Source organism: uncultured Nocardioides sp. (assembly GCF_947489365.1).
In the GTDB taxonomy this organism is placed as follows: Bacteria; Actinomycetota; Actinomycetes; order Propionibacteriales; family Nocardioidaceae; genus Nocardioides.
This window is the reverse complement of the sequence record NZ_CANLDB010000004.1, coordinates 75,835-97,744: the sequence shown is the minus strand read 5'-3', so window position 1 is coordinate 97,744 and position 21,910 is coordinate 75,835. Positions and strand designations below refer to the sequence as shown.

Sequence of the window (21,910 nt, the reverse complement as noted above, 5' to 3'; positions counted from 1 at the left end):
CGACAACGCCCGTCGATGTCGGTGGTCGCACGTATGTTCGACGCATGGTCAGCGAGACGACGCGTGAGGCGGGGTGGGAACAGGGCTCCCACCCGCTGCTGTCCGCGGTCGCGACCATCGAGGCCGCCCTCGACACGGCGTCCGCCGCCCTGGCGGCGGGCACCGACCCGGGCTGGTTGGACGCCACCGACCAGGGCCTGTTGCTGGTCGGGCTGGCGCAGTGCGAGTCCCGCCTCGCCGCGCTCAAGCTCTCGACCCTGACCGCGGTCGACCGACCCGACGGGGTCGCCTCGATCACCGGCGCCCGGACCCCCGCGGACTGGCTCGCCCACCGCCTCCACCTCAACAGCCGTCGCGTGGGTGGGGAGGCCCGCCTCGCCGCCCGCGTCGAACGTCGCCGGGTCCTGGCCGCGGCGATGCTCGACGGCCACGCCTCGCTCGACCACGCCCGCGCGGTCGTCGACTGCCTCGACGCGCTACCCCCGGACCTGGTCGACGAGACCACCATGGCCGCCGCGGAGGAGATGCTGGTCGGCTACTGCACCGCGTTCACCCCCACCGAGGTCACCCACCTCGGCCGCCGCATCCTCGAGACCGTCGCCCCCGACGTCGCCGACCGCATCGAGGCCGAACGCCTCGCCCGCGCCGAACGCGAGGCCTGGCGCCGCACCAAGCTGAGTGCGAAGCCCATCGGCGAGGGCCTGGTCCGGGTGACCGCGGACATCCCCGCGCTGCACGCCTCGATCCTCGACATGCTCCTCGACGCGATCGGCAACCCGTCACGCCCCACCAACCACGGGGACAACCAGACGGCGGACGACGGCCAGCACCTCACCGGCCCCGAACGACGCGGCCAAGCGTTCTGCACCCTGCTGGAGAACCTCGACACCACCGACCTCCCCCACCGTCACGGCACCGCCGTGTCCGTCGCCGTCCTCATCGACGAAGAAGCACTGCGTCGAGACCTCGTCGACGCCGGGTTCGCGGCGCCCGTCAGCACCACCACCGGCGTCGACATCACCTACGAACAAGCCCGCCGCCTGCTGTGCAACGCCCGCGTCTACCCCTACGTGCTGTCCGGGAAGTCCGTCATCCTCGACGCCGGCCGCACCCGACGCCTCATCGAGGGCGCCCTGCGCCGCGCCGCCGAGATCGCCCACCACCACTGCCAAGCCCGAGGCTGCACCGTGCCCGCGGCCTGGTGCGACGGCCACCACCTCAAGGCGTGGGCCAAAGGCGGGACCACCCGCCTCGACGACGTCGCCCTGCTCTGTCCCCACCACCACCGCCGCGTCCACGACCCCCGTTACGAGACACGCTGGGCCGACGGCGAAGCCACCTTCCACCTCAGGCCCTAAACCGACAGGACGGATCTCAGCGCGTCACGCGCTGCGATCCTCCGCGCTCACACCCCGCGCCGTCACCCACCTGGCCGACGGTGGGGCCGGACGTCGTGCTGGTCGAACAGCTCCCTCGAGATGACGAGTCGCGGCGTGCCCTGGCTACCCAGCCTGCATGGACCTCGAGCGTCTCCGGCCCTGAACCTGGGCGCACCGATCACTCCCTGTTGACGTGTTCGCGAGGACGCCGAGAGCGACCCCCGACGTCTCACCCGGGTGCCGAGTGCGTGCTGGCACGGTCACACGCCCAGGACCGCCCAGGAGACTCCAGATTGCATCGTCGCCTCGCAGAGCTGCAGGAGGACCTCGGCGGTGTCGGAGTCTCGCGCCAGCACGCCGGCGGCGGCCCGGCCGCGCTCACCGCCGCAGGGCGACGCCCACCTCTGCCGCGACGGTCTCGACCATCGTCGTGAGGCGCGCCGTCCGGGCGGGCATCGTGTGCCGGTAGCCCACGATCGTGAGGAGACCCGGGCCGACGAAGGACCAGGCCCGCGCGCGGGCCCACGTGGCGGCGTCGACCCCGGACGCGCCCCGGAACGTCTCGCGGGCGGTGGCGTCGAACAGGCTCCACGCGTAGAGCAGGTCCACCGACCGGTCCCCCACCCCGACGCCGCCGAAGTCGATCACTCCGGCCAGTCCCCCGTCGGGCCCGACGAGGAGGTTCTCCTCGGACAGGTCCGTGTGCACCCAGCACGCCGGTGCGGTCGCCGGTGGGACCTCGCGCAGGCGCCGCCACGCCTCGCGGACGGCGGCAGCGTCGAGGACGTCCGACAGCTCGGTCGCGGCGTGCTCGGCCCACTGGTCGATGGTGTCGGTGACCGGCTCGCCGCAGCGGTAGCCCCACCGGTCGGGCCCCGCCGGTACGTCGGCCGTGCCGACGGCGTGGAGGCTCCGGACGAACCCACCCAGGGACTCGGCGAGGCGCTCCTGCTGCGCCCCGGCCAGGGTCAGCGGGAGGTCGCCGGGCACCCAGGAGACGACCGCCCAGGGCCGCGGGAACACCGCGCTCGGCGCACCGTCGGCGACGACCTCCGGGACGGCGACGCTCAGGTGGGGCGCGAGCTCGGGCAGCCAGCGGACCTCGTTCTCCAGGTCGGTGACGTAGTCGTCCGACCGGGGCAGGCGGACGGCGAGGTGCTCACCGAGGCGGAACACCCAGTTGCTGCTCCCGGACGCCTCGGTCTCGCGGAGCGGCAGGTCGGCCAGGTGCGGGGCCTGCTCGCGGAGCAGCTGGGCCACCACCTCGATGTCCGGGACCCGGCCCTCGTCCTCCCTCACAGGACGAGCTTCATCCGCGGCGCGGAGGTCAGGACGAAGCCCGCCTTCTCGTAGATCCCGCGTCCCTCCGGGGTGGCGCTCAGGTCCACCCGGTCGGCGTCGACGGACCGTGCCCAGTCCACGACGTCGCGCACCAGGGCCGTGCCGTGGCCGTGACCGCGCAGCTCAGGGCGGGTGACGACGTTCTTGAGCTGCACGGTGCGCCCTCGGGGGCACATCGGGTTGGGCACACCCACCTCGAGGGTCCCGATCGCCGTCGCGACGACCTCACCTCCGTCCTCCACGACCGGGAAGCGTGCGGTGGGGTCGTCGACGACCCCGGCGAACCAGGCGTGGGCGTGAGCCACCCAGGCCGCTCCCCCGGCGTCCTCGTCGGGGTCGAACAACGTCGACCAGAGACGGACGAGCTGCGTGGCGTCCTCGAGCCTCGCCAGCCGCAGCGGACGCTCGCGAGGGCCGGACATGCCCCCACGATGGCACCACCCGACCTCGGGCGCTGCGGGAACCTCGTCGCCCGAGCGGACATGTCAGGGTATGAGCCCCGCGGAGGAGACCATGGCGATCGCATCGGAGTCCGCGCTCGTCACGCGACTGCGCGCCGGCGACCCGGACGCCGTGGCCGCGCTCTTCGACCGGTACGCCGACCGCATCCACGTGCACTGCCACCGCCTGCTGGGCGACCGCTCGGACGCCGAGGACGCGACCGCGCAGACGTTCCTCGAGGTCTGGCGACACCGGCACCGGGTGCGCGAGCACGACGGCTCGGCGCTGCCGTGGCTGTACGGCGTCGCCACCAACGTGTGCCGCAACCTCGCCCGCGGACGCCGTCGCCACCTGCGCGCGGTGGGACGTCTCTCCCCCGACCTCGCGCACCCGGACCACGCCGACGCCGTGACCGATCGCGTGGGGACCGAGCAACGGGTGCGCGAGGTCCTCGACGCCCTGGCCCGGCTACCGCAGCGGGAGTGGGACGTCGTCGCGCTCGTCGCCTGGACCGGCCTGACCTACGAGCAGGCCGCCACGGCCCTCGACGTCCCCGTCGGCACCGTCAGGTCGCGCCTCTCACGCGCCCGGCGCCGTCTCTCCACCCTCGCCCCGGAAGGACCCTCCGCATGACCGACCGCCACGACCTCCCTGCCCCGCCCGCTGTCGCGCCGCTGGACGACGCCACCCGCGCCCGGCTCCGGGCACGCGTCGTCGCCGGCCTCGACGAGGCCCCCGACCGCCCGCCGCGCCGCTGGGTCGTCCCCGCCGCCGCGGCGGCGGCCGTCCTCGCCGTGGTCGGGGTCGGGGCCGCCGTCGCCCTCCCCGACGACCCGGCCACGCCGGTCGGGCCGGCGGCGCAGGAGTCGTCCTCCCCACCCTCGCAGGAGCCGAGCCCCCGCTCGGCGGACCCGACGGGCCCACCCGACCCGGCCTGCGAGCGGGAGGTCGAGGGCGTCCTCCGCGGCGCCGAGCCGGTCGTCACCACGCTGTCCGAGACCGGCGCGACCACCTTCTACGTCACCGACGACCGGTGGACGCTGTGCAGCACCCATGGCGGCCGACCCACGGTCCACCGGCCGCGCGCCCTGGACACGCCCGACGACCAGGCCGCGTACGGCGTCAGCTCGCTCTTCCCGAGGGCACGGACCTCGACGTACGTGGCGGGCGGCCTGCTGCCGGACGGCGTCACCGACGCCGAGATCCTCTACGGCTTCCCCGACGGCCACCGGGAGCCGGCCGCGACCGTCACGGACGACGCGGGCCGCACCTGGTGGGAGATGGAGTACACCGTGACCGGCGGGGTCCTGAACGGCGGAGGCAGCGTCTTCGACCTGGACCCGATCGAGGTCGACGTGGCGTACGGCGACACCGCGGAGACGTACGAGCTGACGTGGTCGGTGCGAGACACCTGTCTCCAGGCCAACCACGGGTGCTGACCGGGGCTACCCCCGCTGCCGCGCCCGCGCCGTGATCTCCTCGATCACCGCCGTCTTCGCGTCGGCGTAGGCGTTCATGTCCGGCCAGTCGCCCGCCAGCAGCTCCCGCTTGGTCGCCTCGTACAGGGCACGGTCCGCAGGGTCGGCCCGGAGGTGGTCGCGGAGCAGCACGTAGTCGGCGACCCCGGGCCCGCCGTGCTCCCGGACGTGCACGTGGACGTCGAGCTCGGGGGTGCGGACCAGCCGGTGACCGGGCTCGCGGACCCGCAGGACGTACCCGGCCCCGAGGAGCGGGTCGAGGTGGTCCTCCTCCGCCGTGATGTCGACGACCGTCACCAGGACGTCGACGATCGGCTTGGCCGCCAGCCCGGGGACGGACGTCGACCCGATGTGCTGGACGTCGACCGCGGCGCTCCCCACCGCTGCGGTGATCCGGGCCTCGTGGGCGGCGTACTGCGCGGGCCACGACGGGTCGTACGCCACGAGGTAGAGGTCCCGCTTCTCGACCCCGCCGACGAGCTCGACGTCGGTGACGTCGGCGCGTCGGCGCGCGGGTGGGTGCTGGCTCTCGTCCACGGCACGACGCTACGGGACCCGGCTCCCCGTGCCAGGGTGCTGGCGTGAGCCCCGCCCGCTGGTCGATCCTCCGTCAGGTCACGTACGGCGTCCTGGCGGTCGTCGGCGCGGTCGGCACGGTGGCCAACAACGTCATGCACGACGGCAGCGCCGTCGGGTTCGTCACCGACGCCGTCAGCACCCCGGCCGGCCGCTCGGTGACGATCGACCTGGCCGTCCTCGCCGCCGCCTGCGTGGTGCTCGTCCTCGTCGAGTCCCGGCGGCTCGGCATCCGGTGGCCGGTGGTCTACCTCGTGCTGTGCGGGGTCGTCGCGGCCGCGTTCGCCATCCCGCTGTTCCTGCTCGTGCGCGAGCGGACCCTCGAGCGTCACCGTCGCGCGATGTCGGTGGCCGGGGGCAGGGTGGAGCCATGAGCACCGACGAGCCCGTGCTGACGGACCGGACCTTCCGCAACCGGAGCCTGCGGGGCACCCGCTTCCACGACTGCGACCTGTCGAGGGTCGTCGTCCGCGGCAGCGACGTCGCCGGGATGGAGATCGACTCCCCCTGGCTGGTGGAGAACGACAACCGGCTGGTCGTGAACGGGGTGGACGTCGTGCCCCTCGTGGACGCCGAGCTCGACCGCCGCTTCCCCGGCCGGGGCCTGCGCACCGCGACCGATCCGGAGGGACTCCGGACGGCGTGGACAGCTCTGGAGCGCACCTGGTCGGCCACGCTGGAGCGCGCCGTCGCGATGCCGGCGGGGACCGTCGAGGCGTCCGTCGACGGCGAGTGGTCCCTCACCCAGACGCTGCGCCACCTCGTGATGGCGACCGACACCTGGCTGGGCAGGGCGGTCCTGGAGCGCGCGCAGCCGTACCACCCGCTCGGTCTGCCGAACGACGACGGCGACACGGAGGCCTACGGTCCGGGCACCTTCTCGGACGTCGCGCCCGCATTCGACGAGGTCCTCGCGGTGCGGGCCGACCGACAGTCACAGGTGCGCGGGTTCCTGGCGTCCGTGACGCCGGAGGTGCTCGAGGAAACCCGTCGCAACCCGCACGCGCCGGACCACGCGGAGACCGTCCTGTCCTGCCTGCACACGATCCTCGACGAGGAGTGGGAGCACCACCGGTACGCCGTCCGCGACCTCGACCACCTGGAGCAGCCGTGACCGCCCCGTTCCACCCGGACCTCGCCCGGGCCCGCTTCATCCCCCGCTTCTCCGTCACCCCGAGGCTGGTGCGCCTGCTCGACCGCCTCCCCACCCGGCCCGCAGCGAGGACGCCGCCGTCGGTCGTCGCGACCGAGGTGCGGGTGTCGGACACCGCGTCCTTCCGGCTGCTCCGCCCGGCCGGCGTCGAGGGTCCCCTCCCCTGCCTGCTGTGGCTCCACGGCGGCGGTCACCTCGCGGGCTCGCCCGAGCAGGACGACGCCCAGAACATCGCCTTCGTCGAACGGCTCGGCATCGGCGTCGCCGCCCTGCGCTACCGGCTGGGCTCCGCCGCGCCGTACCCGGCGTCCACGGACGACGCGTACGCAGGCCTGCGCGCCCTCGTCGAGCGCGCCGAGGAGCTCGGGGTCGACACCACCCGGCTCGCGGTCGGCGGCAGCAGCGCCGGAGGTGGGCTCGCGGCCGCGCTGGTCCTCCTCGCCCACGACCGCGGCGAGGTCGACGTCGCCTTCCAGCTGCTGACCTACCCGATGCTCGACGACCGGACGGCGGCCCGCCCCGTCGACGACCGTCGTACCCGCGTCTGGAGCGCAGGCAGCAACCGGCTGGGCTGGTCGACGTACCTGGGGACCGCGCCGGGCTCCCCCGACGTGTCGCCGTACGCCGCCCCGGCCCGGCGGAAGGACCTGTCCGGTCTGCCGCCCGCGTGGATCGGCGTCGGCGACCTCGACCTCTTCCACGCCGAGGACCTCGCCCACGCGCGGCGACTGCGCGCCGCGGGCGTGGACTGCGAGGTGACCGAGGTCCCGGGGGCGTTCCACGGGTTCGACGTCCTGTTCGCGAAGGCGCCGGTCAGTCGCCGGTTCCGCGACGCCCAGGTCCTCGCCCTCCACCGCGCGGGGATCACGACGCAGTGACGTGACCGCTGCGGTCATCCGTGCCTCGGGAGTTGTCGTCCACCCGGGTCGTCTCGTCGACCGCCGTCTCCCCGACGGTGACGATGGTGGGGTTCCGCGCCGGTCGAGCGCCGGTTCCTCAGACCGTGGACGCCGACCTTGTCTCGGCCACGCCGCGCCCGTCGACGAGGTACCAGACTGTCCAGGCACCCGGCCAGAGGACGAGCGCTAGCAGCAGGTGCCACCAGCGTCCGCCACGCCGGCGTTGGCCGATCGCGGACAGCAGACCCAGGGCCAGGTACGGCGCCGTCGCGGCGACGACGAGAGCCGTCATCTGCATCCACTGGTCCACCTGGAGCAGGCTAGTCCGACGCGTCCGTCTTGTCTGCCGGACCGCCCTCAGTACGGGAACGGGCTGTCGTACTGCACCACGACCCTCAGTGAGGTCTTGCCGCGGTACCCGTACGGGAGGAACACCTCGACGCTCGCGGGGTTCGTGGGCCGCCAACCGTAGGACCGGGACCCGTCACCATCGAGGCCCATCTCGACGGCGGGGTCCTCGGCGTCCTCGCCGTCGGCGGGCACGACCCGGATCTCGCGCCGACATCCGCCGTTGTCGCAGCGCTCGGTCACCGAGGCGACCTCGGCGCCTGCGGGGATGGCGGGGTCACGCCACGTCGGCGGAAGGGCCCCCTCGCTAACGAAGAGGATGGCGGCGTACGAGAGGTACCAGATCAGGTAGAGGGTGACGAGGTAGAGGGCGATCCAGCCCATCCACGAGCGGCTGCGTGCTGCGGAGCCCGACCCGTCCCGGTCGGGGGCCTGCCTGCTCTCCCCCACGATTCCAGCGTAGGCGTGGTCGCGGTCGACGCTCAGTAGCCGAACGGGCTCTTGTACCTCACCGCCACCGTCAGCACGTCGCCGTCGCCGTACCCGTTGGGCAGGTAGACCACGACGCTCGCGGGGTTCGTCGGACGCCAGCCGTACGTCTCCTCCACACCAGCGCGGAGCCCCATCTCGCGGGCCAGTTCCCCGGCGCTCTCTCCCTCCGCCGGGATGATGCTGATGCGGCGCGCGCACCCGCCGGACCCGCACAGGTCCTCGCCGACCGAGACCACCTCGGCGCCCACGGGAACATCCGGATCACGCCACGTCGGCGGAAGGGCTCCCTCACCGCTGAAGACCGCGAGATATGCGGCGTAGAGCAGGTACCAGGTCAGGTAGAGCATCACGAGGACGAAGGTGACCCAGCCGATCCACGCCCGGTCGGGTCTCGAGACCTCGGCCGCGTCCCGACCCGCGGTCTGCCCTCCCATGACTCAAGCCTAGAGACGGGTGACGACGGAGAGGGGCCGCTCGGTGGCTCCGTCACGACCTCATCACGTGACACCGGATGGTCGCCCCGGTGAGTCTCGGTCGTGCACCGCCACGACGCCTACGCGTGTATGCGACGGGTCTGCCCATGCCCGCGCTGCGCTTGCACACTGGCGGCGGCCCAGCGCGTCATCGACTGGTGAGGCCGCCGCGGCCGTGGGCCGGACACTGGCCCCCGGCATCGCAAGACGACCCGCACCACCACGGATGAGCGAGGCAGGCGCGCCTCTGCGGGAAGACCCAGGCGGTTGACAGGTTCGGGCCAGGTGGTCGCTCTACGTTCGGAGGGTGACCATCATCCACGGCACACTGCCCCGTAGCGCGCGGTCCGGTCGTGGGACCCCGGCAGCCCTCGTGGCCTCCCACGCCCCCATCGAGCTGGGTCCGGTCCCCGTCGTCGACGGTGAGCTGGTCCTGCGACCCCCGCGCTACGACGACCACGCCCGGTGGCGGGAGGTCCGGCTGCGCAACGAACGGGCCATCACCCGGTTCTGGCCGACCTCCGACCTCAGCTGGGCCGAGCAGCACACGGAGTGGCGCTGGGCACGGGAGGTCAACGACCACCGCCACGAGGCCGCGGTGGGCAGGGGCCTGTCGTTCGTGCTCGAGCTCGACGGGTCGTTCGTCGGGCAGGTGACGCTCAGCGGCATCGACACCGAGACGCGCACCGCCGAGCTGGGGGTCTGGTGCGACCGGGCCGTCGCCCATCGCGACGTCGCGACGACGGCCGCTTGCGCGGTCATCGACCTCGCCTTCGACCACCTCGGCCTGGAGCTCGTCACGGCACCGGTGAGCACGTCCAACGTGCCCGCCGTGGTGACCGCGGGGCACATCGGGTTCACCGCCGAGGCCACGATGCGCGGCTACTCCCACATCAGCGGCACCTGGGGCGACCACGACCTGCTCTCCGTGCTCGCCTCCGAGCGCCCGGCGGGCGGGCTCCTCGCCGACCGCCTCGCGTCGCGACAGCTCGAGGCCCGACCCGCCACCGTCCGGCGCGCCCGCCGCGCCGACCACCTCCCCTCCTCGCCCGCCTGCCGCGTCGCGCTCGCGCGCTACACCGCCAGCCGGATCAAGGCCCGCCTCCACCGGGGCGAGCAGGCGCAGGAGTCCGACCCGACCTTCACCGTGACGGTGGACGGCGACGCCGTGACCTGCGGCGTCCGCGACGTCGACCCCGGGCACTCGGCGGCCGAGGTGTTCGTGCTGGACCCACGGACCCCGGCCGGCGCGGCGGCCGCGGTGCAGCACGCGGTCGACCACGCGACCAGGACCCTCGGACTGCACCGGGTGACCGCCGTGGCGGCACCCGGGGACGACCTGCGGGCCTCGGCGTACGCCGGGGCCGGCCTGCGCCGCGAGGGCACCCTGCGGTCCCGGCTGTGCGCCGACGGCACCCGGGCCGACCTGGACCTCTGGGCCCGCCTGGACGACGACCCGCCCGCCTCCTGACCGGCTGCAGCGCCGGGCAGCGGAGCGCAAGGCAGGCTACGCAGCGCGCACCGCGATGAGCCTCACGCCCGGTGATGGTCCATCCCCGCATGACCCTCGTGATCGGCGACATCAGCGTCAGCGTCGACGGCTTCGTCACGGGACCCGACCCGGGCCCCGACGCGGGCCTGGGCCGCGGTGGTGAGGAGCTGCACCGGTGGGTCGGCTCCGGGGCGGCGTCGGACCGGGAGACCCTGGACCGCGCCGCGGAGGCCGGGGCGGTCGTGATGGGCCGCCGGCTGTTCGACGTCGTCGACGGACCGCACGGCTGGACCGACGGCACGGGGTACGGCGCCGACCGCGACGCCCGTCCGCCGCTGGTCGTCGTGACCGCCCTGCCGCCAGGACGGCCGCGGCTGGCGGCGACGCACGACCTGACCTTCGTCACCGACGGGTTGAGGCCGGCGGTCGAGCAGGCGCGGCGGCTCGCCGGGGTGCGCGACGTCTACGTCATGGGCGGTGCCGCGACGGTGCGAGGCTGCCTCGACGTCGGTCTTCTCGATCTCCTGCGTCTGCACGTGGCGCCGGTCGTGCTCGGTGGCGGCACCCCGCTGTTCGCCGCCGCCGCGCCGCGGTCACTGCGGCAGGTCGAGGTCGTCGTCGGCGGGGCCGCCCTGCACGTGACCTACGAGACCCGCGCCAGGAACGACCGGACCCGCTCGCCCAGCAGCGAGGCCGCCTCGGCGTCGTACGCCGGGAGGGAGGGGTCCGCGAACAGGTGCTCGTCGCCCGGGTAGACGAACAGCTCGGCGCCCGGCACCGTCGCGGCCAGCTCGCGCGCCGCGGGGAGGTCCTCGTCGAAGAACTCGTCGCCCTCCTTGCCGTGGACCTGCACCGGGACGCCGTCCGGCCAGGCGCCGAGCTCGGCGACGGGCAGGCACGAGTACAGGAGCAGCGCCCCGCGGGCGCCGGGCCTCGTCTGGGCGAGCCGCTGGGCGATCGTGACGCCGAACGAGTGGCCGACGTACACCAGGTCCTCCCCGAGGCCCTCCGCCACGGCGGCGCCCCGCTCCCGCAGCACGTCGAAGCCGGTGTCGCGGGCGTGGCCGAACCCCTCCTCGATCGAGCCGAACACCCGGCCGTCGAAGAGGTCCGGCGCGTGCACGGTGTGGCCGGCCGCGCGCAGGTCGTCCGCGAAGGCCCGGACCCCGTCCGTCAGTCCCTGGATGTGGTGGAACAGCAGCACCTCGGCCACGTCGACTCCCCTGGTTGCGATAATCCGCGTCAATGATCCGTACAAATGGAACGTTCGATGAGGCTAGTCTGATCCGCCATGGGCGACAACCCCCCGGACCACGAGCTCGCCGACCGGATGGCGCTCACGACGGCCGCCCAGGTCAGGGCCATCGGCGACCCCCTGCGAACGACGATCCTGCAGCTCCTCCACGAGCGTGCCGCGACGGTCACGGAGCTGGCGTCGGCGCTCGGCCGACCGAAGAGCACCGTCGCGCACCACGTCGGCGTCCTGGCGCGCAACGGCCTGGTCCGGGTCGTCCGCACCCGCCGGGTGCGGGCGATCGAGGAGCGCTTCTGGGGACGCACCGCGCGGCTCTTCTTCGTCTCCGCCGAGCCCTCGGAGGCCGGGGGTGAGCGGGACTTCAACGACCTCGAGGTCGCCGCCCGGGAGTCGGCGCCGGCGTACGACGAGGGGAGGCTGTGGGGGTTCATCCGCCACGCCCGGCTGTCCGAGGACCAGGTCTCGGCCTTCTGGGACCGCATGGCCGCGGTCGTCGAGGAGTTCGACCGGCTGCCTCGCTCCGGGGAGACCGTCTACGGCTTCGCGATCGGCGTCTACCCGACCGACCACCCGCGGCTCCCGCCCGCGGACTGACGCCTCAGAGCCCGACGGCCTGCCGGACGTCGTCCCGGTCGAGCATCCGCGCACACCAGGCGAAGTGCCCGTCGCTGCCCGAGGCGCTGTAGCTGGTGCACGTGACCAGCGCGTACGCCGCCCGGTACAGGTGCAGCACCTCCGGGTCGTGGCCGAGCTCGGAGACCAGCGCCGCGTCGATCGCGGCCTCGGTGTGGCGGGCCCGGACGCCGTACATGTCGTGGACGGAGGCGGCGACGGCCGCGTCGAAGCGCGGGTCGCCGAGCGTGGTGAGGAAGCCGAAGTCCAGCACCCCGGAGGCCACGTCACCGGTGACGAGGATGTTGCCGGGGACCAGGTCACCGTGGACGACGGTCGTCGTGCCCGGCCCCATCGCGTGGAGCCGGTCGACGACGGCGCGTGCCACCCGGTCCACGTCCGGGACGCGGCGGCGCAGCACGTGACCCGAGGCCCGCAGGCGCCGCTCGACCAGGCCCGCGAGGCTCGCCGCGAACGGGTCCCGTGCGTCGAAGGGCGGCTCGCCGTCGAGCACGGGGAGCACGCCGAGGTCGGGGTGCGGCGTCACCGCCGCCAGGGCGCGCAGGACGTCGAGGACGGCGGCGATCTCGGGGTCGCCGACGTGGTGCTCCCCCTCCCCCGTGTCGGCACGGAGCGGTCTGCCTCCGAGGCGGGCCTCGACGGTCACGCCGCGCTCGCTGCCGTCGCCGACGGGCAGGACGTCCTCGACGAGCGGCGTCGCGAGCGCCATCCCGCCGGCGCGCAGCGCGCGGTGGAACGTCTGCAACCGACGGAGCCCCGCGACTGCGCGCCCGTGCCACGCCTTCGCGACCCGGTCCCTCCCGAGGTCCACGACGGTGCCCTCCATGCCGGAGCCGAGCACCGCCCCCGGCACGTACCCGGCGTCGAGGAGGGCGCGCGTCGCCGCCGCGTCGAGCGACGTCACGGGCCCGTGAGGCCGAGTCCGGCCAGGATCGCGTCGACGACCTCGTCGAGCGGTGCGGTCGCGTCGACGCGGAGGTCCGCCGTCGGGGTGTCCTCGCCGGTCGCGTGCAGCCGCAGGACGAGGTCCCGCTCGTCGGCGGCTCCACCGAACTCGTCCGGTCCGCGGCCGGCGAGGCGCCCGGTGAGGGTGTCGACGTCCACCTCGAGCACGACGACCCCGTCGAACAGATGCAGGAACGACGCGGTGTTGCGGGAGCCCCCGCAGAAGAACGTCACCGGGTGGCGGCGGTCCTCGAGGAGGGCGGTGAGGCGCGGCACCGACCACACGTGGTGCCAGTGCGAGGCGGTGTCGGTCGGCTCCCCGGTGACCGGGTCGCCCTGGTAGGCCAGCTCGCGGTCGCCGTTCACGGCCTCGAAGCCCCGCTCGCGCAGGGCGTGGCACACCGCCGTCTTCCCGGTGCCGGACACGCCCTCGACGAGGTAGTTGCGGGCGCCCACCCGTCGACGCTAGTCCTCCGACCGCCCCGCGCGCGCCCGATATCTCGTGTACGTCATCCCGCCGTCGAACAGGTGCTGCCCCACCCGCTCGAGGTCCAGCCGCACCCCGTCGGGGAAGAAGCGCGTCCCGCCGCCGACGACGGTCGTCGTCGTGAAGAGGTGGTACTCGTCGACCAGGCCCGCGCGGATCGCCTGCGCCGCCAGGGTCGGGCCGTCGACGGTGAGGTCGTGCGCCGTCCGGTCCTTGAGCCGACGGACCTCGTCGGCGTCGAAGCGCCGCTCGATCCGCGTGTTGGCGCTCGAGACGTCCGGCAACGTCGTGGAGTAGACGACCTTCTCAGCGGCCTGCCAGGCCCGGGCGTACTCCCGGACGTACGCCGGGTGCGACGGGTCGTCGGCCGCCGTCTCCCAGAACACCATCGTCTCGTACATCCGCCGGCCGTAGAGGTAGGTGCCGACCGAGCGGAAGGTCTCGTCCACGAAGCGGTGGAGCTCCTCGTCGTCGGCACCCCCGCCCAGGTCGCCGTCCGCGGCCTCCGCGTAGCCGTCGAGGGAGGTGATCATCGAGTAGAGGAGGGAGCCCATGACGGGTGGACCGGTGTCGGGCGTCGTCCTCATCGCCGGACGAGGGACGAGGAAAACCGGGTGACGCGCCGCCTACGGTCGACCCATGGAGTTCCTCGGAGTGCCCAAGGCGAGCCCCGGCGACCAGGTCGCCGTCCTCTCGCCCTCCTTCGCCGCGCCCGCGGTGGCGCCGGCCGTCCACGAGCAGGCCATGGAGCGGCTGGCTGCGGTCACCGGTCTGGTGCCCGTCGAGTACCCGACCACCCGCCGCCTGGGCGCGTCCGCGGTCGACCGCGCCGCGGACCTGAACGCCGCCTTCGGCGACCCCGGGATCCGGGCCGTGCTCGCGGTGATCGGCGGCGAGGACCAGATCACCGTCGTCCCACACCTCGACCCCGAGGTCGTGCGGCGCGACCCCAAGCCGTTCCTGGGCTACAGCGACAACACCAACATCCTGAGCTGGCTGTGGACCCACGGCGTGCCCGGCTTCTACGGCGGCTCGACGCAGGTGCAGCTCGGCCCCGGCCCGGGCCTCGACGCGGTCCACGAGGCCTCGCTGCGGGCCGCCCTGCTCACCGGGGACCGCCTGGAGGTCACCGAGCCGGGCGAGTCCGAGGACATCGGCCACGACTGGCAGGACCCGCGCGCCCTGACCGAGTACGGCGACCGCGAGCCCACCGAGCCCTGGACCTGGGCCGGACCCGCCCGTTCCGTCACCGGTCGCACCTGGGGCGGGTGCATCGAGGTCGTCCAGTGGATCCTCACCGCCGGCCGCTTCCCGGCCGACCCCGCGGTCGTGGAGGGCGGCGTGCTGCTGCTCGAGTCCTCCGAGGAGCTGATCGGGGCCCGGGACTTCGGCCACATCCTCCGCTCCCTCGGTGAGCGCGGGCTCCTCGCCGCCGTGGACGCCGTCGTCGTCGCCCGTCCGCCGACCTCGGACTTCGAGACCCGCCCGAGCGCCGACGTCCGCCGCGCGAAGCGGGACGAGCAGCGCGACGTCGCGATCGCGACGGTCGCGGCGTACAACCCCGACGCCGTCGTGGTCGTCGGCCCGCCGTTCGGGCACACGCGGCCGCAGTGGATCCTCCCGTACGGCGGGACGGTGACCGTCGACGGCGAGGCGCAGCGCGTGTACGCCGACTACGCCTAGGGTCCGCGGGTGTCGCTCGCGATCGCGCTGGTCCTGCTCAGCGCGCTCGCCCACGCGACGTGGAACCTCCTCGCCGCGCGGGGACCGGGCGACAGCCGGGCGTTCCTGCTGGCCTACTCGCTCGTCGGGGCGGTCGCCGTCCTCCCCGTCGCGGGCGTCAGCCTCGCCTCGGCGTCGGACCCGGGGGCGGTGCTGCGGCAGGCGCTCGTCCTCGGCGTGGTCTCGGGGCTGCTGCACACGGCGTACGCCGTCTCGCTGCAGGTGTCCTACCGGCACGGGGACGTCGGGATCGTCTACCCGGTCTCCCGCGGGACCGGGCCCCTCCTCGCGGTCCTCGCCGGCGCCTGGGTCGCGTCGGAGGCGCCGAGCCCGCTCGGGTGGGCCGGCATCGCCTGCGTGCTGGCCGGCGTCCTGCTGGCCGCCTCCGACCAGCCGGGCGACGCCGGCAGCCGCCGCCGAGGCGTGCGCGCCGGCGTCGTGGGCGGTCTGGTCGTGGGTCTGACGATCGGCGCCTACACCGTCTGGGACGACCACGCCGTCGACGCGCGCGGGGCCGACCCCCTCGCCTACTACGCGGTGACGGGGCTCGTGCAGCTGCTGGTCGTCCTGGCCGTCGCGGGGCGGGGCCGGGTGTCCCGGGCCCGCGACGCCGCACGGACCGCGCCCCTCACCGTCCTGGGCGTCGGCGTGCTCGTGCCGCTGTCCTACCTGCTGATGCTGTTCGCCATGACGCTGGCTCCGCTCGCCGTGATCGCCCCGCTGCGCGCCTCGAGCGTCGTCATGGGTGCCCTCGGGGCGGCGGTGCTGATGCACGAGGGCTCGCCGGCGCGACGGCTGGCGGCCGCTGCGGTCGTCACCGCCGGGATCGCCCTCATCGGGTGGGGAGCCTGAGCGCCCGGACGATGGCCGGCCAGGCCGCGGCGCCGAGGCGCTCCGCGGCGCCGTCGTCGCCCCCGACGCGGTACGGCCGCCGGGGGTCGGGGGCGTCCTCGCCGGGGAGGACGACGGGGTGCCCGGCGGCAGCGTCCTCGACGACGGTGGTCGGGAGCCCGGCCGCCGACCGCCGGGCGGCGATCGTGCGGGCCGCGGGCGCGCTCCCCCACACCCGGTCGTCCCCGCCCGCCACCAGGACGAGCTCGCCCGTGAACCGCTCCACCGGGATGCGCGCGGCCTCCACCGTCGCCGGGCCGGCCGACTCACGGCTCGCGTCGTAGAGCGGGCGGTAGGACGGCGGGTCCGTCCTGGGCGTCCAGGTCCGCCTCAGCGGGACGAACGGCACCGGCTGGCCCCGCCAGGTCCACTTCGGGCGTCGCGGGTCGTCGTCCGCCTCCGCCTGGCCCTCCCAGGCGACGTCGGTGGGGGCGATGGCCACGACGGCGTCGAGCCGCGGGTCGCGGACGGCGGTCAGCAGCGCGGCCTCGGCGCCGTACGAGAGCCCGACGACGGCGAGCCGGTCGCACTCCGCGGCCAGCAGGTCGAGCGCGCCGGTGAACGTCTCGAGCGGGACCTCGCGCGGCAGCGTGGGTTGGCCGACCCCGCCGAACCACCGGATCGCGAGCGCGGTCGCGCCCGCGGCGGCCAGGAGATCCGCCCGGGCGGTGTCCACGCGCCCGCTGGAGCCGGCGACCACGAGGACGCCGGTGCCCGCCCCGGCGGAGGGACGCGCCCAGTGGAGGTCGCTCGGGTCGAGCAGGCTCACGCGGGCTCGTCCGCCCAGGACCGGCGGCCGTCGCCGGTGATCGGGATGGTCTCGCCGCCAGTCACCTCGGGCCGCCACGTCGCCTGGCCGAGCCCGCGTACCCGGGCGAGCACCTCCCGCGGCCCGCCCGCGGCCGTGCCCGCCTCGAGCGCCTGCGCCTCGATCCCCGCCGCGCGGGCGAGGTCGACCGAGCGGGCGGCGTACGCGTCCTGGGTGACGACGACGGCGCTGTCGACGCCGAAGATCTCCGTGGCCCGGCGCATCGTCGCCCAGGTGCTGAACCCGGCGTAGTCGGTGAAGACGTCCTCTCCCGGCACGCCGGCCGCGAGGGCGGCGTCCCGCATCGCGTCGGGCTCGTTGTAGTCGGGCGTGCCGTTGTCGCCGGAGACCAGGAGGGCGTCGACGACGCCGGCGTCGTACAACCCCACCGCGGCGTCGACGCGCTCCGCGACCACGTCCCCCAGCGTCCCGTCGCCGCGCACCAGGGAACCGGGCACGATCGCGACCTGCGCCGGCGCGAGAGCCTCGAGGTCCCCGGTGACGTGCTGGTCGGCGCGCTGCACGACCACGACGTTGGCGAGGACGACCGCCAGGACACCGCCCGCACCCACGCCGGCGAGGGCGAGCAGGACGAGACGGCTCCGACGAGGCATGGCACAAGTCTGCCGGGCGGCCTAGGTTGCCGAGATGGACGGACAGGCGATCGAGGCGCTGACCCCGGCCACCTGGCCGCTGTTCGAGGAGTTCTTCGACCGTCAGGGCGGGCTGTTCGGCGGCTGCTGGTGCGTGCACTTCCACCCCGACCCCCCGTGGGCCCACGAGACCACCGGTGACAACCGGGCCATGAAGCGGCGGTTCGTCGAGGAGGGCGTGGCCCACGCCGCCCTCGTCGTCCGGGACGGCCACGCGGTCGCGTACGCCCAGTACGGCGCGCCCGCCGAGCTCACCAACCTGCACCACCGCAAGGAGTACGACGCCACCAAGGCCGCCGACCCCGACTGGCGGGTCACGTGCATCCAGGTGCTCAAGCACCACCGCCGCCAGGGCCTCGCCGAGGTGGCGCTGCGCGGCGCGCTCGACCTGATCGCCGCGGCGGGCGGCGGCCTCGTCGAGGGCTACCCGCACGACATGGCCCTCAAGGAGGGCAAGAAGACCTCGTCGTCGTTCCTCTACAACGGCACCCGGCGGATGTACGAGCGCGTGGGGTTCACCTACGACCGGTCGAAGGGGCAGTTCAACTGCGTCATGCGGCTCGAGGTGGCGCCCGCCGCGTCCCGGTGATCGCGGTGGCCCGGTGGTCTCGACGCGCTCGACCGGCTCACATGCGGGCCGCCTCGATGCGCAGGTCGAGCCCGGCGTACGCCGCGGGGTCGGTGGTGGCGACGGCCGCCCCGTGGGCCGACGCGATGGCGGCGACCATCGCCGTCCGGGTGGTGAGGGGTGATCCCGAGGCGACGCGGGTGGCGACGACGTGGGCGTAGACGGCCGCGCAGTCGTCGCTGAAGGGCAGGCAGTGGGGCAGGTCGGCGAGCGCGTCCTCGACCGCGGTCGCGAGCGCCGTACGACGGTTGGTCGCCGGGAGCAAGGCGATGCCCGCGAGGAGCTCGGCACGGTTGACCACCGTCGTCACGGGCTGCTCGACCACCTGCCGCACCCAGCCGATCACGCCGGGGTCGGCGCGCGGGCCGCGGACCAGCTCGGCGAGGACGCCGGTGTCGAGGACGATCACGGCCCGTCGAAGCGCGCCGCGTCCGCCGGGTCGTCCGGCACCTCGGGGAGCTCGACGCCGCCGAGCTCCGCGCCGACCGCCATGAGCCCGTCCACCCAGTCGAGGTCGACGCGTCGGTCGGCGTGCAGCGCGTCCACGAGGATGCAGCGGGCCTCCGCCTCCATCGAGCGACCGTTCGCCGCGGCGCGGAGCCGCAGGCGCTGCTTGACGCCCTCGGGAAGGCGCCGCACGGTGATCGCTGACATGGCGGGACGCTAACAACTTTTGCACCGCGACAGCAGGGCCGGACTAGACCACCCGTGGGGTCCCGACGTCGCGGGCGGCCTACCCTGCCCGGGTGCCCCACGCGCTGACCGACTACGTCGCCACCCTCCCGAAGGCCGAGCTGCACGTCCACCAGGTGGGCTCCGCCAGCCCCGAGACGGTGGCGCGCCTCGCCGCCCGCCACGAGGGGTCGACCACCGTGCCCGCCGACCCGGCGCTGCTGCGCGACTACTTCACGTTCACCGACTTCGCCCACTTCGTCGAGGTCTACCTGTCCGTGGTCGACCTGGTCCGCGACCCGCAGGACGTCGCGGACCTCACCTACGACATCGGCGTCGACATGGCCGCGCAGGGCGTCCGGTACGCCGAGCTCACGGTCACGCCGTACAACCACACGTCGCGGGGCATGGACGCCGCCGCCTTCTGCGAGGCCATCGAGGACGCCCGCCACCGCGTCGCCCGCGACGTCGGCACCCAGCTGCGCTGGTGCTTCGACATCCCCGGCGAGGCCGGGTTGCCGGCCGCCGCGGGCACTCTGGCCGTCGCGCTGGAGCAGCGTCCGGACGGGCTGGTCGCCTTCGGCCTCGGCGGGCCGGAGATCGGGGTGCCGCGGCCGCAGTTCGCGCCGTACTTCGACGCCGCCCGCGCCGAGGGCCTCCGCTCGGTCCCCCACGCCGGCGAGACCACCGGACCGCAGACGATCTGGGACGCGCTGACCCACCTCGGCGCCGAGCGCATCGGGCACGGCATCGCCGCCGCCCAGGACCCCGCGCTGATGGCCCACCTGGTCGAGCACGGCGTCGCCCTCGAGGTCTGCCCCACCTCCAACGTCTGCACCGGGGCCGTCGCCTCGCTCGCCGAGCACCCCCTGCCCACGCTCGTCGCCGCGGGCGTCGAGCTGAGCATCGGCTCCGACGACCCGCCCATGTTCGCCACCACCCTCAACGACGAGTACGTCGTCGCCGCCGACCTGCTCGGTCTCGACACCGCGGGCGTGACCGACCTGGCGCGCGCCTCCGTCCGCACCTCGTTCCTGCCCGAGGCCGACGCCGCGGCACTCCTCGCGGAGATCGACGCCCACGAGCGGACGTGGACGGCTTCCTAGACTCGGGGTCATGACTGCACGCGCGGGGATCGTCGTCACCGGCACCGAGGTGCTCACCGGGCGGGTGGCGGACGCCAACGGCCCCTGGCTGGCCGAGGACCTGCGCTCCCGGGGCGTGGACGTCGGGCGGATCGTCGTCGTCGGCGACCGTCCCGACGACCTCGTCGCCGCGATCTCCTCGCTGGCCGACCACGACCTGGTCCTGACCTCCGGCGGGTTGGGCCCGACCGCCGACGACCTCACCACCCAGGTCGTCGCCGACCTGCGCGGCCGCACGATGTGTCTCGACCCCGACCTGGAGGAGCGGATCAGCGCGATCGCCACCGGCATCGCCCGGCAGCGCGGCTGGGACGGCGACAGCCCGGCCTTCACCGCGGGCATCCGCAAGCAGGCGATGGTCCCGGAGGGCGCCGGCGTCCTCGAGCCGGTCGGCACGGCCCCCGGGCTCGTGGTGCCCGCGAGCGAGGACGGCCCGGTCGTGGTGGTCCTGCCCGGTCCTCCGCGCGAGCTGCAGCCGATGTGGACCGACGCGGTCGACCACCCGCTCGTGCGCGAGGCGCTCGCGGGCGCCGAGGAGCTGCGGCAGACCACGGTGCGCCTGTGGGGGCCGCCGGAGGCCGAGCTCGCGGAGCTGCTGCGCGACCACGAGACCACGCACCCCGGCGCGCTCGACGACCTCGAGGTCACCACCTGCCTGCGCGACGGCGAGCTGGAGGTCGTCGTCCGCCACGTCCCCCACGCCCAGCCGCACACCGACGCCCTGCTGGCCGCGCTGCAGGAGCGGTTCGGCGAGGCGGTGTTCGCGCCGACCGGCGAGCGCGTCGACGACCTCGTCGCCGAGGCCCTGCTCGCCGCGGACGCCACGGTCGCGACCGCCGAGTCCTGCACCGCCGGGCTCGTGGCCGGCCGCCTGGCGGACCGGCCCGGCTCCTCGGCGTACCTGCGCGGCGGGGTCGTCGCCTACGCCAACGACGTGAAGACCGACCACGTCGGCGTCCCGGCCGAGCTGATCGAGAGCGTCGGCGCCGTCAGCGAGGAGGTCGCCGTCGCGCTCGCCCTCGGCGTCCGCAGCCGGTACGACGCGACGTACGGCATCGGCGTGACCGGCGTCGCCGGACCGGGCGGCGGGACCGCCGAGAAGCCCGTCGGGCTGGTCCACGTCGCGGTCGCCGGACCGGATGGCGTCGAGCCGCGTCGCCTGATGCTCGGCGGGGACCGCGACCACGTGCGCCGCCGCACGGTCGTCTCGGTCCTCCACCTGCTGCGCGAGGTCCTCGACCGGTGACCTCCCCGGAGGGGCTGCTCGACTACGACAACCGGACGGGGCGGCCGTCGGGACGCGTCCTGCGGGTGCTCGGGCGCGTCCTGCCCGGGGTGGCGCGGGTGCGCGCGCAGGTCGACCCGTACGCCGACACCTGGCGGGCCCGCAACGCCGAGGCGGTGCGGCGTCCCGGACGGCGGTGGATCGTCCTGGGCGACTCCATGGCGCAGGGCGTGGGCGCCTCCTCCGTGGACGGCGGCTGGGTGGGTCACCTCGCCGACCTGCTCGGTGACGAGGCGCCGCCGAACGTCGTCAACCTCTCCGCGACCGGCGCCCGGGCGCTCGACGTGCTCGACCAGCAGCTGCCGGTCCTGGCGGCGCTGCCTCCGGCGCCCGGCCCGGACGCCGGGCCCGACCTCGTGACCGTGATGATCGGCTCGAACGACCTCTTCGGCGGCCGCGCCCTGCGCGACGCGCTGCCCGCCTCCTTCCGCCGCCTCCTCGACGCCCTGCCCGACGGTGCGGTCGTCACGACGCTGCCGCAGCCGGCGGCCGCGGCCGAGGGCGCGAACCGCCACGTCGAGGCCGGCGTACGACGGGGCCGGCTGTGGATGGTCGACATGCGGACCGCCGGCCCGCAGTCGTGGTCCGGGAGGCTCGCCCCGGACTTCTTCCACCCCAACGACGCCGGGTACGCCGCCATCGCCGAGGCCTTCGAGCCCGTCGTCCGCCAGGCGCTCGCGGAGAACACCTAGCCGAGTCGGCCCCAACACACGC

At 74.7% G+C, this 21,910-nt stretch carries 29 protein-coding genes; 15 read left to right on the top strand and 14 right to left on the bottom strand.

The annotated features are described in order from the left end of the window. The first annotated feature begins 44 nt into the window (after window positions 1-44). The gene (locus Q0858_RS12530) at window positions 45-1,358 is read left to right on the top strand and encodes an HNH endonuclease signature motif containing protein (protein ID WP_299054814.1); all 1,314 of its coding nucleotides are present in this window, start codon (window positions 45-47) and stop codon (window positions 1,356-1,358) included. Window positions 1,359-1,757: 399 nt separating this feature from the next. On the opposite strand, the gene Q0858_RS12525 is transcribed toward Q0858_RS12530, so the two are convergent. Together Q0858_RS12525 and Q0858_RS12520 are read right to left on the bottom strand one after the other, a co-directional pair. Further along, a complete protein-coding gene (locus Q0858_RS12525) occupies window positions 1,758-2,678 on the bottom strand; it encodes an aminoglycoside phosphotransferase family protein (protein WP_299054811.1) in 921 nt (306 codons plus the stop codon). After that, a complete protein-coding gene (locus Q0858_RS12520) occupies window positions 2,675-3,142 on the bottom strand; it encodes a GNAT family N-acetyltransferase (protein WP_299054806.1) in 468 nt (155 codons plus the stop codon). Before Q0858_RS12520 ends, Q0858_RS12525 begins: the two co-directional genes overlap by 4 nt. 91 nt (window positions 3,143-3,233) lie before the next feature. Here Q0858_RS12520 and Q0858_RS12515 point away from each other — a divergent pair, with 91 nt between their 5' ends. Then, window positions 3,234-3,794 carry an RNA polymerase sigma factor gene (locus Q0858_RS12515; protein WP_299054804.1) on the top strand — a complete coding sequence of 187 codons (561 nt, stop codon included), beginning with the start codon at window positions 3,234-3,236 and terminating at the stop codon, window positions 3,792-3,794. Beyond that, window positions 3,791-4,600 carry a hypothetical protein gene (locus Q0858_RS12510; RefSeq protein WP_299054801.1) on the top strand — a complete coding sequence of 270 codons (810 nt, stop codon included), beginning with the start codon at window positions 3,791-3,793 and terminating at the stop codon, window positions 4,598-4,600. The genes Q0858_RS12515 and Q0858_RS12510 overlap by 4 nt, the downstream gene beginning before the upstream one ends. A gap of 6 nt (window positions 4,601-4,606) precedes the next feature. Here Q0858_RS12510 and Q0858_RS12505 read toward each other — a convergent pair whose 3' ends face one another. Beyond that, complete coding sequence (locus Q0858_RS12505) at window positions 4,607-5,176, bottom strand: GrpB family protein (RefSeq protein ID WP_299054799.1); 570 nt, start codon at window positions 5,174-5,176, stop codon at window positions 4,607-4,609. A 44-nt stretch (window positions 5,177-5,220) separates the two neighbouring features. Here Q0858_RS12505 and Q0858_RS12500 point away from each other — a divergent pair, with 44 nt between their 5' ends. From Q0858_RS12500 to Q0858_RS12490, 3 genes are read left to right on the top strand one after another with little or no spacing between them, the layout of a single operon-like run. Then, the gene (locus tag Q0858_RS12500; RefSeq protein ID WP_299054796.1) at window positions 5,221-5,589 is read left to right on the top strand and encodes a DUF2834 domain-containing protein; all 369 of its coding nucleotides are present in this window, start codon (window positions 5,221-5,223) and stop codon (window positions 5,587-5,589) included. Continuing rightward, window positions 5,586-6,329: a DinB family protein gene (locus Q0858_RS12495; RefSeq protein ID WP_299054793.1), complete on the top strand. Its 744-nt coding sequence runs from the start codon at window positions 5,586-5,588 to the stop codon at window positions 6,327-6,329. The genes Q0858_RS12500 and Q0858_RS12495 overlap by 4 nt, the downstream gene beginning before the upstream one ends. Further along, complete coding sequence (locus tag Q0858_RS12490; protein WP_299054791.1) at window positions 6,326-7,246, top strand: alpha/beta hydrolase fold domain-containing protein; 921 nt, start codon at window positions 6,326-6,328, stop codon at window positions 7,244-7,246. The genes Q0858_RS12495 and Q0858_RS12490 overlap by 4 nt, the downstream gene beginning before the upstream one ends. 118 nt (window positions 7,247-7,364) lie before the next feature. Here Q0858_RS12490 and Q0858_RS12485 read toward each other — a convergent pair whose 3' ends face one another. The 3 genes from Q0858_RS12485 to Q0858_RS12475 are packed head-to-tail and all read right to left on the bottom strand — an operon-like array spanning window position 7,365 to window position 8,541. Beyond that, on the bottom strand, window positions 7,365-7,577 hold the full coding sequence (locus Q0858_RS12485; protein WP_299054790.1) for a hypothetical protein: 213 nt from the start codon (window positions 7,575-7,577) through the stop codon (window positions 7,365-7,367). A gap of 47 nt (window positions 7,578-7,624) precedes the next feature. Further along, entirely contained in the window at window positions 7,625-8,065 is a 441-nt protein-coding gene (locus Q0858_RS12480) for a hypothetical protein (RefSeq protein ID WP_299054787.1), read from the bottom strand. Between the two features lie 32 nt (window positions 8,066-8,097). After that, a complete protein-coding gene (locus Q0858_RS12475; protein WP_299054785.1) occupies window positions 8,098-8,541 on the bottom strand; it encodes a hypothetical protein in 444 nt (147 codons plus the stop codon). A gap of 346 nt (window positions 8,542-8,887) precedes the next feature. On the opposite strand from Q0858_RS12475, the gene Q0858_RS12470 reads away from it, so the two are divergent. Continuing rightward, complete coding sequence (locus Q0858_RS12470; protein WP_299054782.1) at window positions 8,888-10,051, top strand: GNAT family protein; 1,164 nt, start codon at window positions 8,888-8,890, stop codon at window positions 10,049-10,051. Between the two features lie 89 nt (window positions 10,052-10,140). After that, window positions 10,141-10,827 (top strand): dihydrofolate reductase family protein, encoded by a 687-nt coding sequence (locus Q0858_RS12465; RefSeq protein WP_299054779.1) that lies wholly within the window; start codon window positions 10,141-10,143, stop codon window positions 10,825-10,827. Here Q0858_RS12465 and Q0858_RS12460 read toward each other — a convergent pair. Continuing rightward, on the bottom strand, window positions 10,716-11,285 hold the full coding sequence (locus Q0858_RS12460; protein ID WP_299054777.1) for an alpha/beta fold hydrolase: 570 nt from the start codon (window positions 11,283-11,285) through the stop codon (window positions 10,716-10,718). The two genes, Q0858_RS12465 and Q0858_RS12460, sit on opposite strands and share 112 nt — an antisense overlap. Before the next feature lie 78 nt (window positions 11,286-11,363). Between Q0858_RS12460 and Q0858_RS12455 the strand changes: the two genes are divergently transcribed. After that, the gene (locus Q0858_RS12455) at window positions 11,364-11,921 is read left to right on the top strand and encodes a winged helix-turn-helix domain-containing protein (protein WP_299054775.1); all 558 of its coding nucleotides are present in this window, start codon (window positions 11,364-11,366) and stop codon (window positions 11,919-11,921) included. Window positions 11,922-11,925: 4 nt separating this feature from the next. Here Q0858_RS12455 and Q0858_RS12450 read toward each other — a convergent pair whose 3' ends face one another. The 3 genes from Q0858_RS12450 to Q0858_RS12440 are packed head-to-tail and all read right to left on the bottom strand — an operon-like array spanning window position 11,926 to window position 13,979. After that, entirely contained in the window at window positions 11,926-12,864 is a 939-nt protein-coding gene (locus Q0858_RS12450) for a phosphotransferase (RefSeq protein ID WP_299054773.1), read from the bottom strand. After that, window positions 12,861-13,361 carry a nucleoside kinase gene (locus Q0858_RS12445; RefSeq protein WP_299054771.1) on the bottom strand — a complete coding sequence of 167 codons (501 nt, stop codon included), beginning with the start codon at window positions 13,359-13,361 and terminating at the stop codon, window positions 12,861-12,863. Before Q0858_RS12445 ends, Q0858_RS12450 begins: the two co-directional genes overlap by 4 nt. A 9-nt stretch (window positions 13,362-13,370) precedes the next feature. Next, window positions 13,371-13,979, bottom strand: coding sequence for a dihydrofolate reductase family protein (locus Q0858_RS12440; protein WP_299054768.1), 609 nt, complete (start codon window positions 13,977-13,979; stop codon window positions 13,371-13,373). A 52-nt stretch (window positions 13,980-14,031) separates the two neighbouring features. Here Q0858_RS12440 and Q0858_RS12435 point away from each other — a divergent pair, with 52 nt between their 5' ends. Next, window positions 14,032-15,075: a S66 peptidase family protein gene (locus tag Q0858_RS12435; protein WP_299054765.1), complete on the top strand. Its 1,044-nt coding sequence runs from the start codon at window positions 14,032-14,034 to the stop codon at window positions 15,073-15,075. Window positions 15,076-15,084: 9 nt separating this feature from the next. After that, the gene (locus Q0858_RS12430; protein WP_299054763.1) at window positions 15,085-15,966 is read left to right on the top strand and encodes a DMT family transporter; all 882 of its coding nucleotides are present in this window, start codon (window positions 15,085-15,087) and stop codon (window positions 15,964-15,966) included. On the opposite strand, the gene Q0858_RS12425 is transcribed toward Q0858_RS12430, so the two are convergent. Both Q0858_RS12425 and Q0858_RS12420 read right to left on the bottom strand, forming a co-directional pair. Then, window positions 15,947-16,774: an acyl-CoA thioester hydrolase/BAAT C-terminal domain-containing protein gene (locus Q0858_RS12425; protein ID WP_299054761.1), complete on the bottom strand. Its 828-nt coding sequence runs from the start codon at window positions 16,772-16,774 to the stop codon at window positions 15,947-15,949. The two genes, Q0858_RS12430 and Q0858_RS12425, sit on opposite strands and share 20 nt — an antisense overlap. Further along, window positions 16,771-17,427 (bottom strand): ElyC/SanA/YdcF family protein, encoded by a 657-nt coding sequence (locus tag Q0858_RS12420; RefSeq protein ID WP_299054759.1) that lies wholly within the window; start codon window positions 17,425-17,427, stop codon window positions 16,771-16,773. Before Q0858_RS12420 ends, Q0858_RS12425 begins: the two co-directional genes overlap by 4 nt. Before the next feature lie 34 nt (window positions 17,428-17,461). On the opposite strand from Q0858_RS12420, the gene Q0858_RS12415 reads away from it, so the two are divergent. Beyond that, window positions 17,462-18,055: a GNAT family N-acetyltransferase gene (locus tag Q0858_RS12415; RefSeq protein WP_299054756.1), complete on the top strand. Its 594-nt coding sequence runs from the start codon at window positions 17,462-17,464 to the stop codon at window positions 18,053-18,055. A gap of 37 nt (window positions 18,056-18,092) precedes the next feature. On the opposite strand, the gene Q0858_RS12410 is transcribed toward Q0858_RS12415, so the two are convergent. After that, on the bottom strand, window positions 18,093-18,503 hold the full coding sequence (locus Q0858_RS12410) for a PIN domain-containing protein (protein ID WP_299054754.1): 411 nt from the start codon (window positions 18,501-18,503) through the stop codon (window positions 18,093-18,095). Continuing rightward, window positions 18,500-18,748 (bottom strand): Arc family DNA-binding protein, encoded by a 249-nt coding sequence (locus tag Q0858_RS12405; RefSeq protein WP_299054751.1) that lies wholly within the window; start codon window positions 18,746-18,748, stop codon window positions 18,500-18,502. The genes Q0858_RS12410 and Q0858_RS12405 overlap by 4 nt, the downstream gene beginning before the upstream one ends. A 92-nt stretch (window positions 18,749-18,840) precedes the next feature. Between Q0858_RS12405 and Q0858_RS12400 the strand changes: the two genes are divergently transcribed. From Q0858_RS12400 to Q0858_RS12390, 3 genes are read left to right on the top strand one after another with little or no spacing between them, the layout of a single operon-like run. Beyond that, a complete protein-coding gene (locus Q0858_RS12400; RefSeq protein WP_299054749.1) occupies window positions 18,841-19,872 on the top strand; it encodes an adenosine deaminase in 1,032 nt (343 codons plus the stop codon). Between the two features lie 10 nt (window positions 19,873-19,882). Then, window positions 19,883-21,157: a competence/damage-inducible protein A gene (locus Q0858_RS12395; RefSeq protein WP_299054746.1), complete on the top strand. Its 1,275-nt coding sequence runs from the start codon at window positions 19,883-19,885 to the stop codon at window positions 21,155-21,157. Then, window positions 21,154-21,888 carry an SGNH/GDSL hydrolase family protein gene (locus Q0858_RS12390; RefSeq protein ID WP_299054744.1) on the top strand — a complete coding sequence of 245 codons (735 nt, stop codon included), beginning with the start codon at window positions 21,154-21,156 and terminating at the stop codon, window positions 21,886-21,888. Before Q0858_RS12395 ends, Q0858_RS12390 begins: the two co-directional genes overlap by 4 nt. Window positions 21,889-21,910 lie beyond the last annotated feature (22 nt).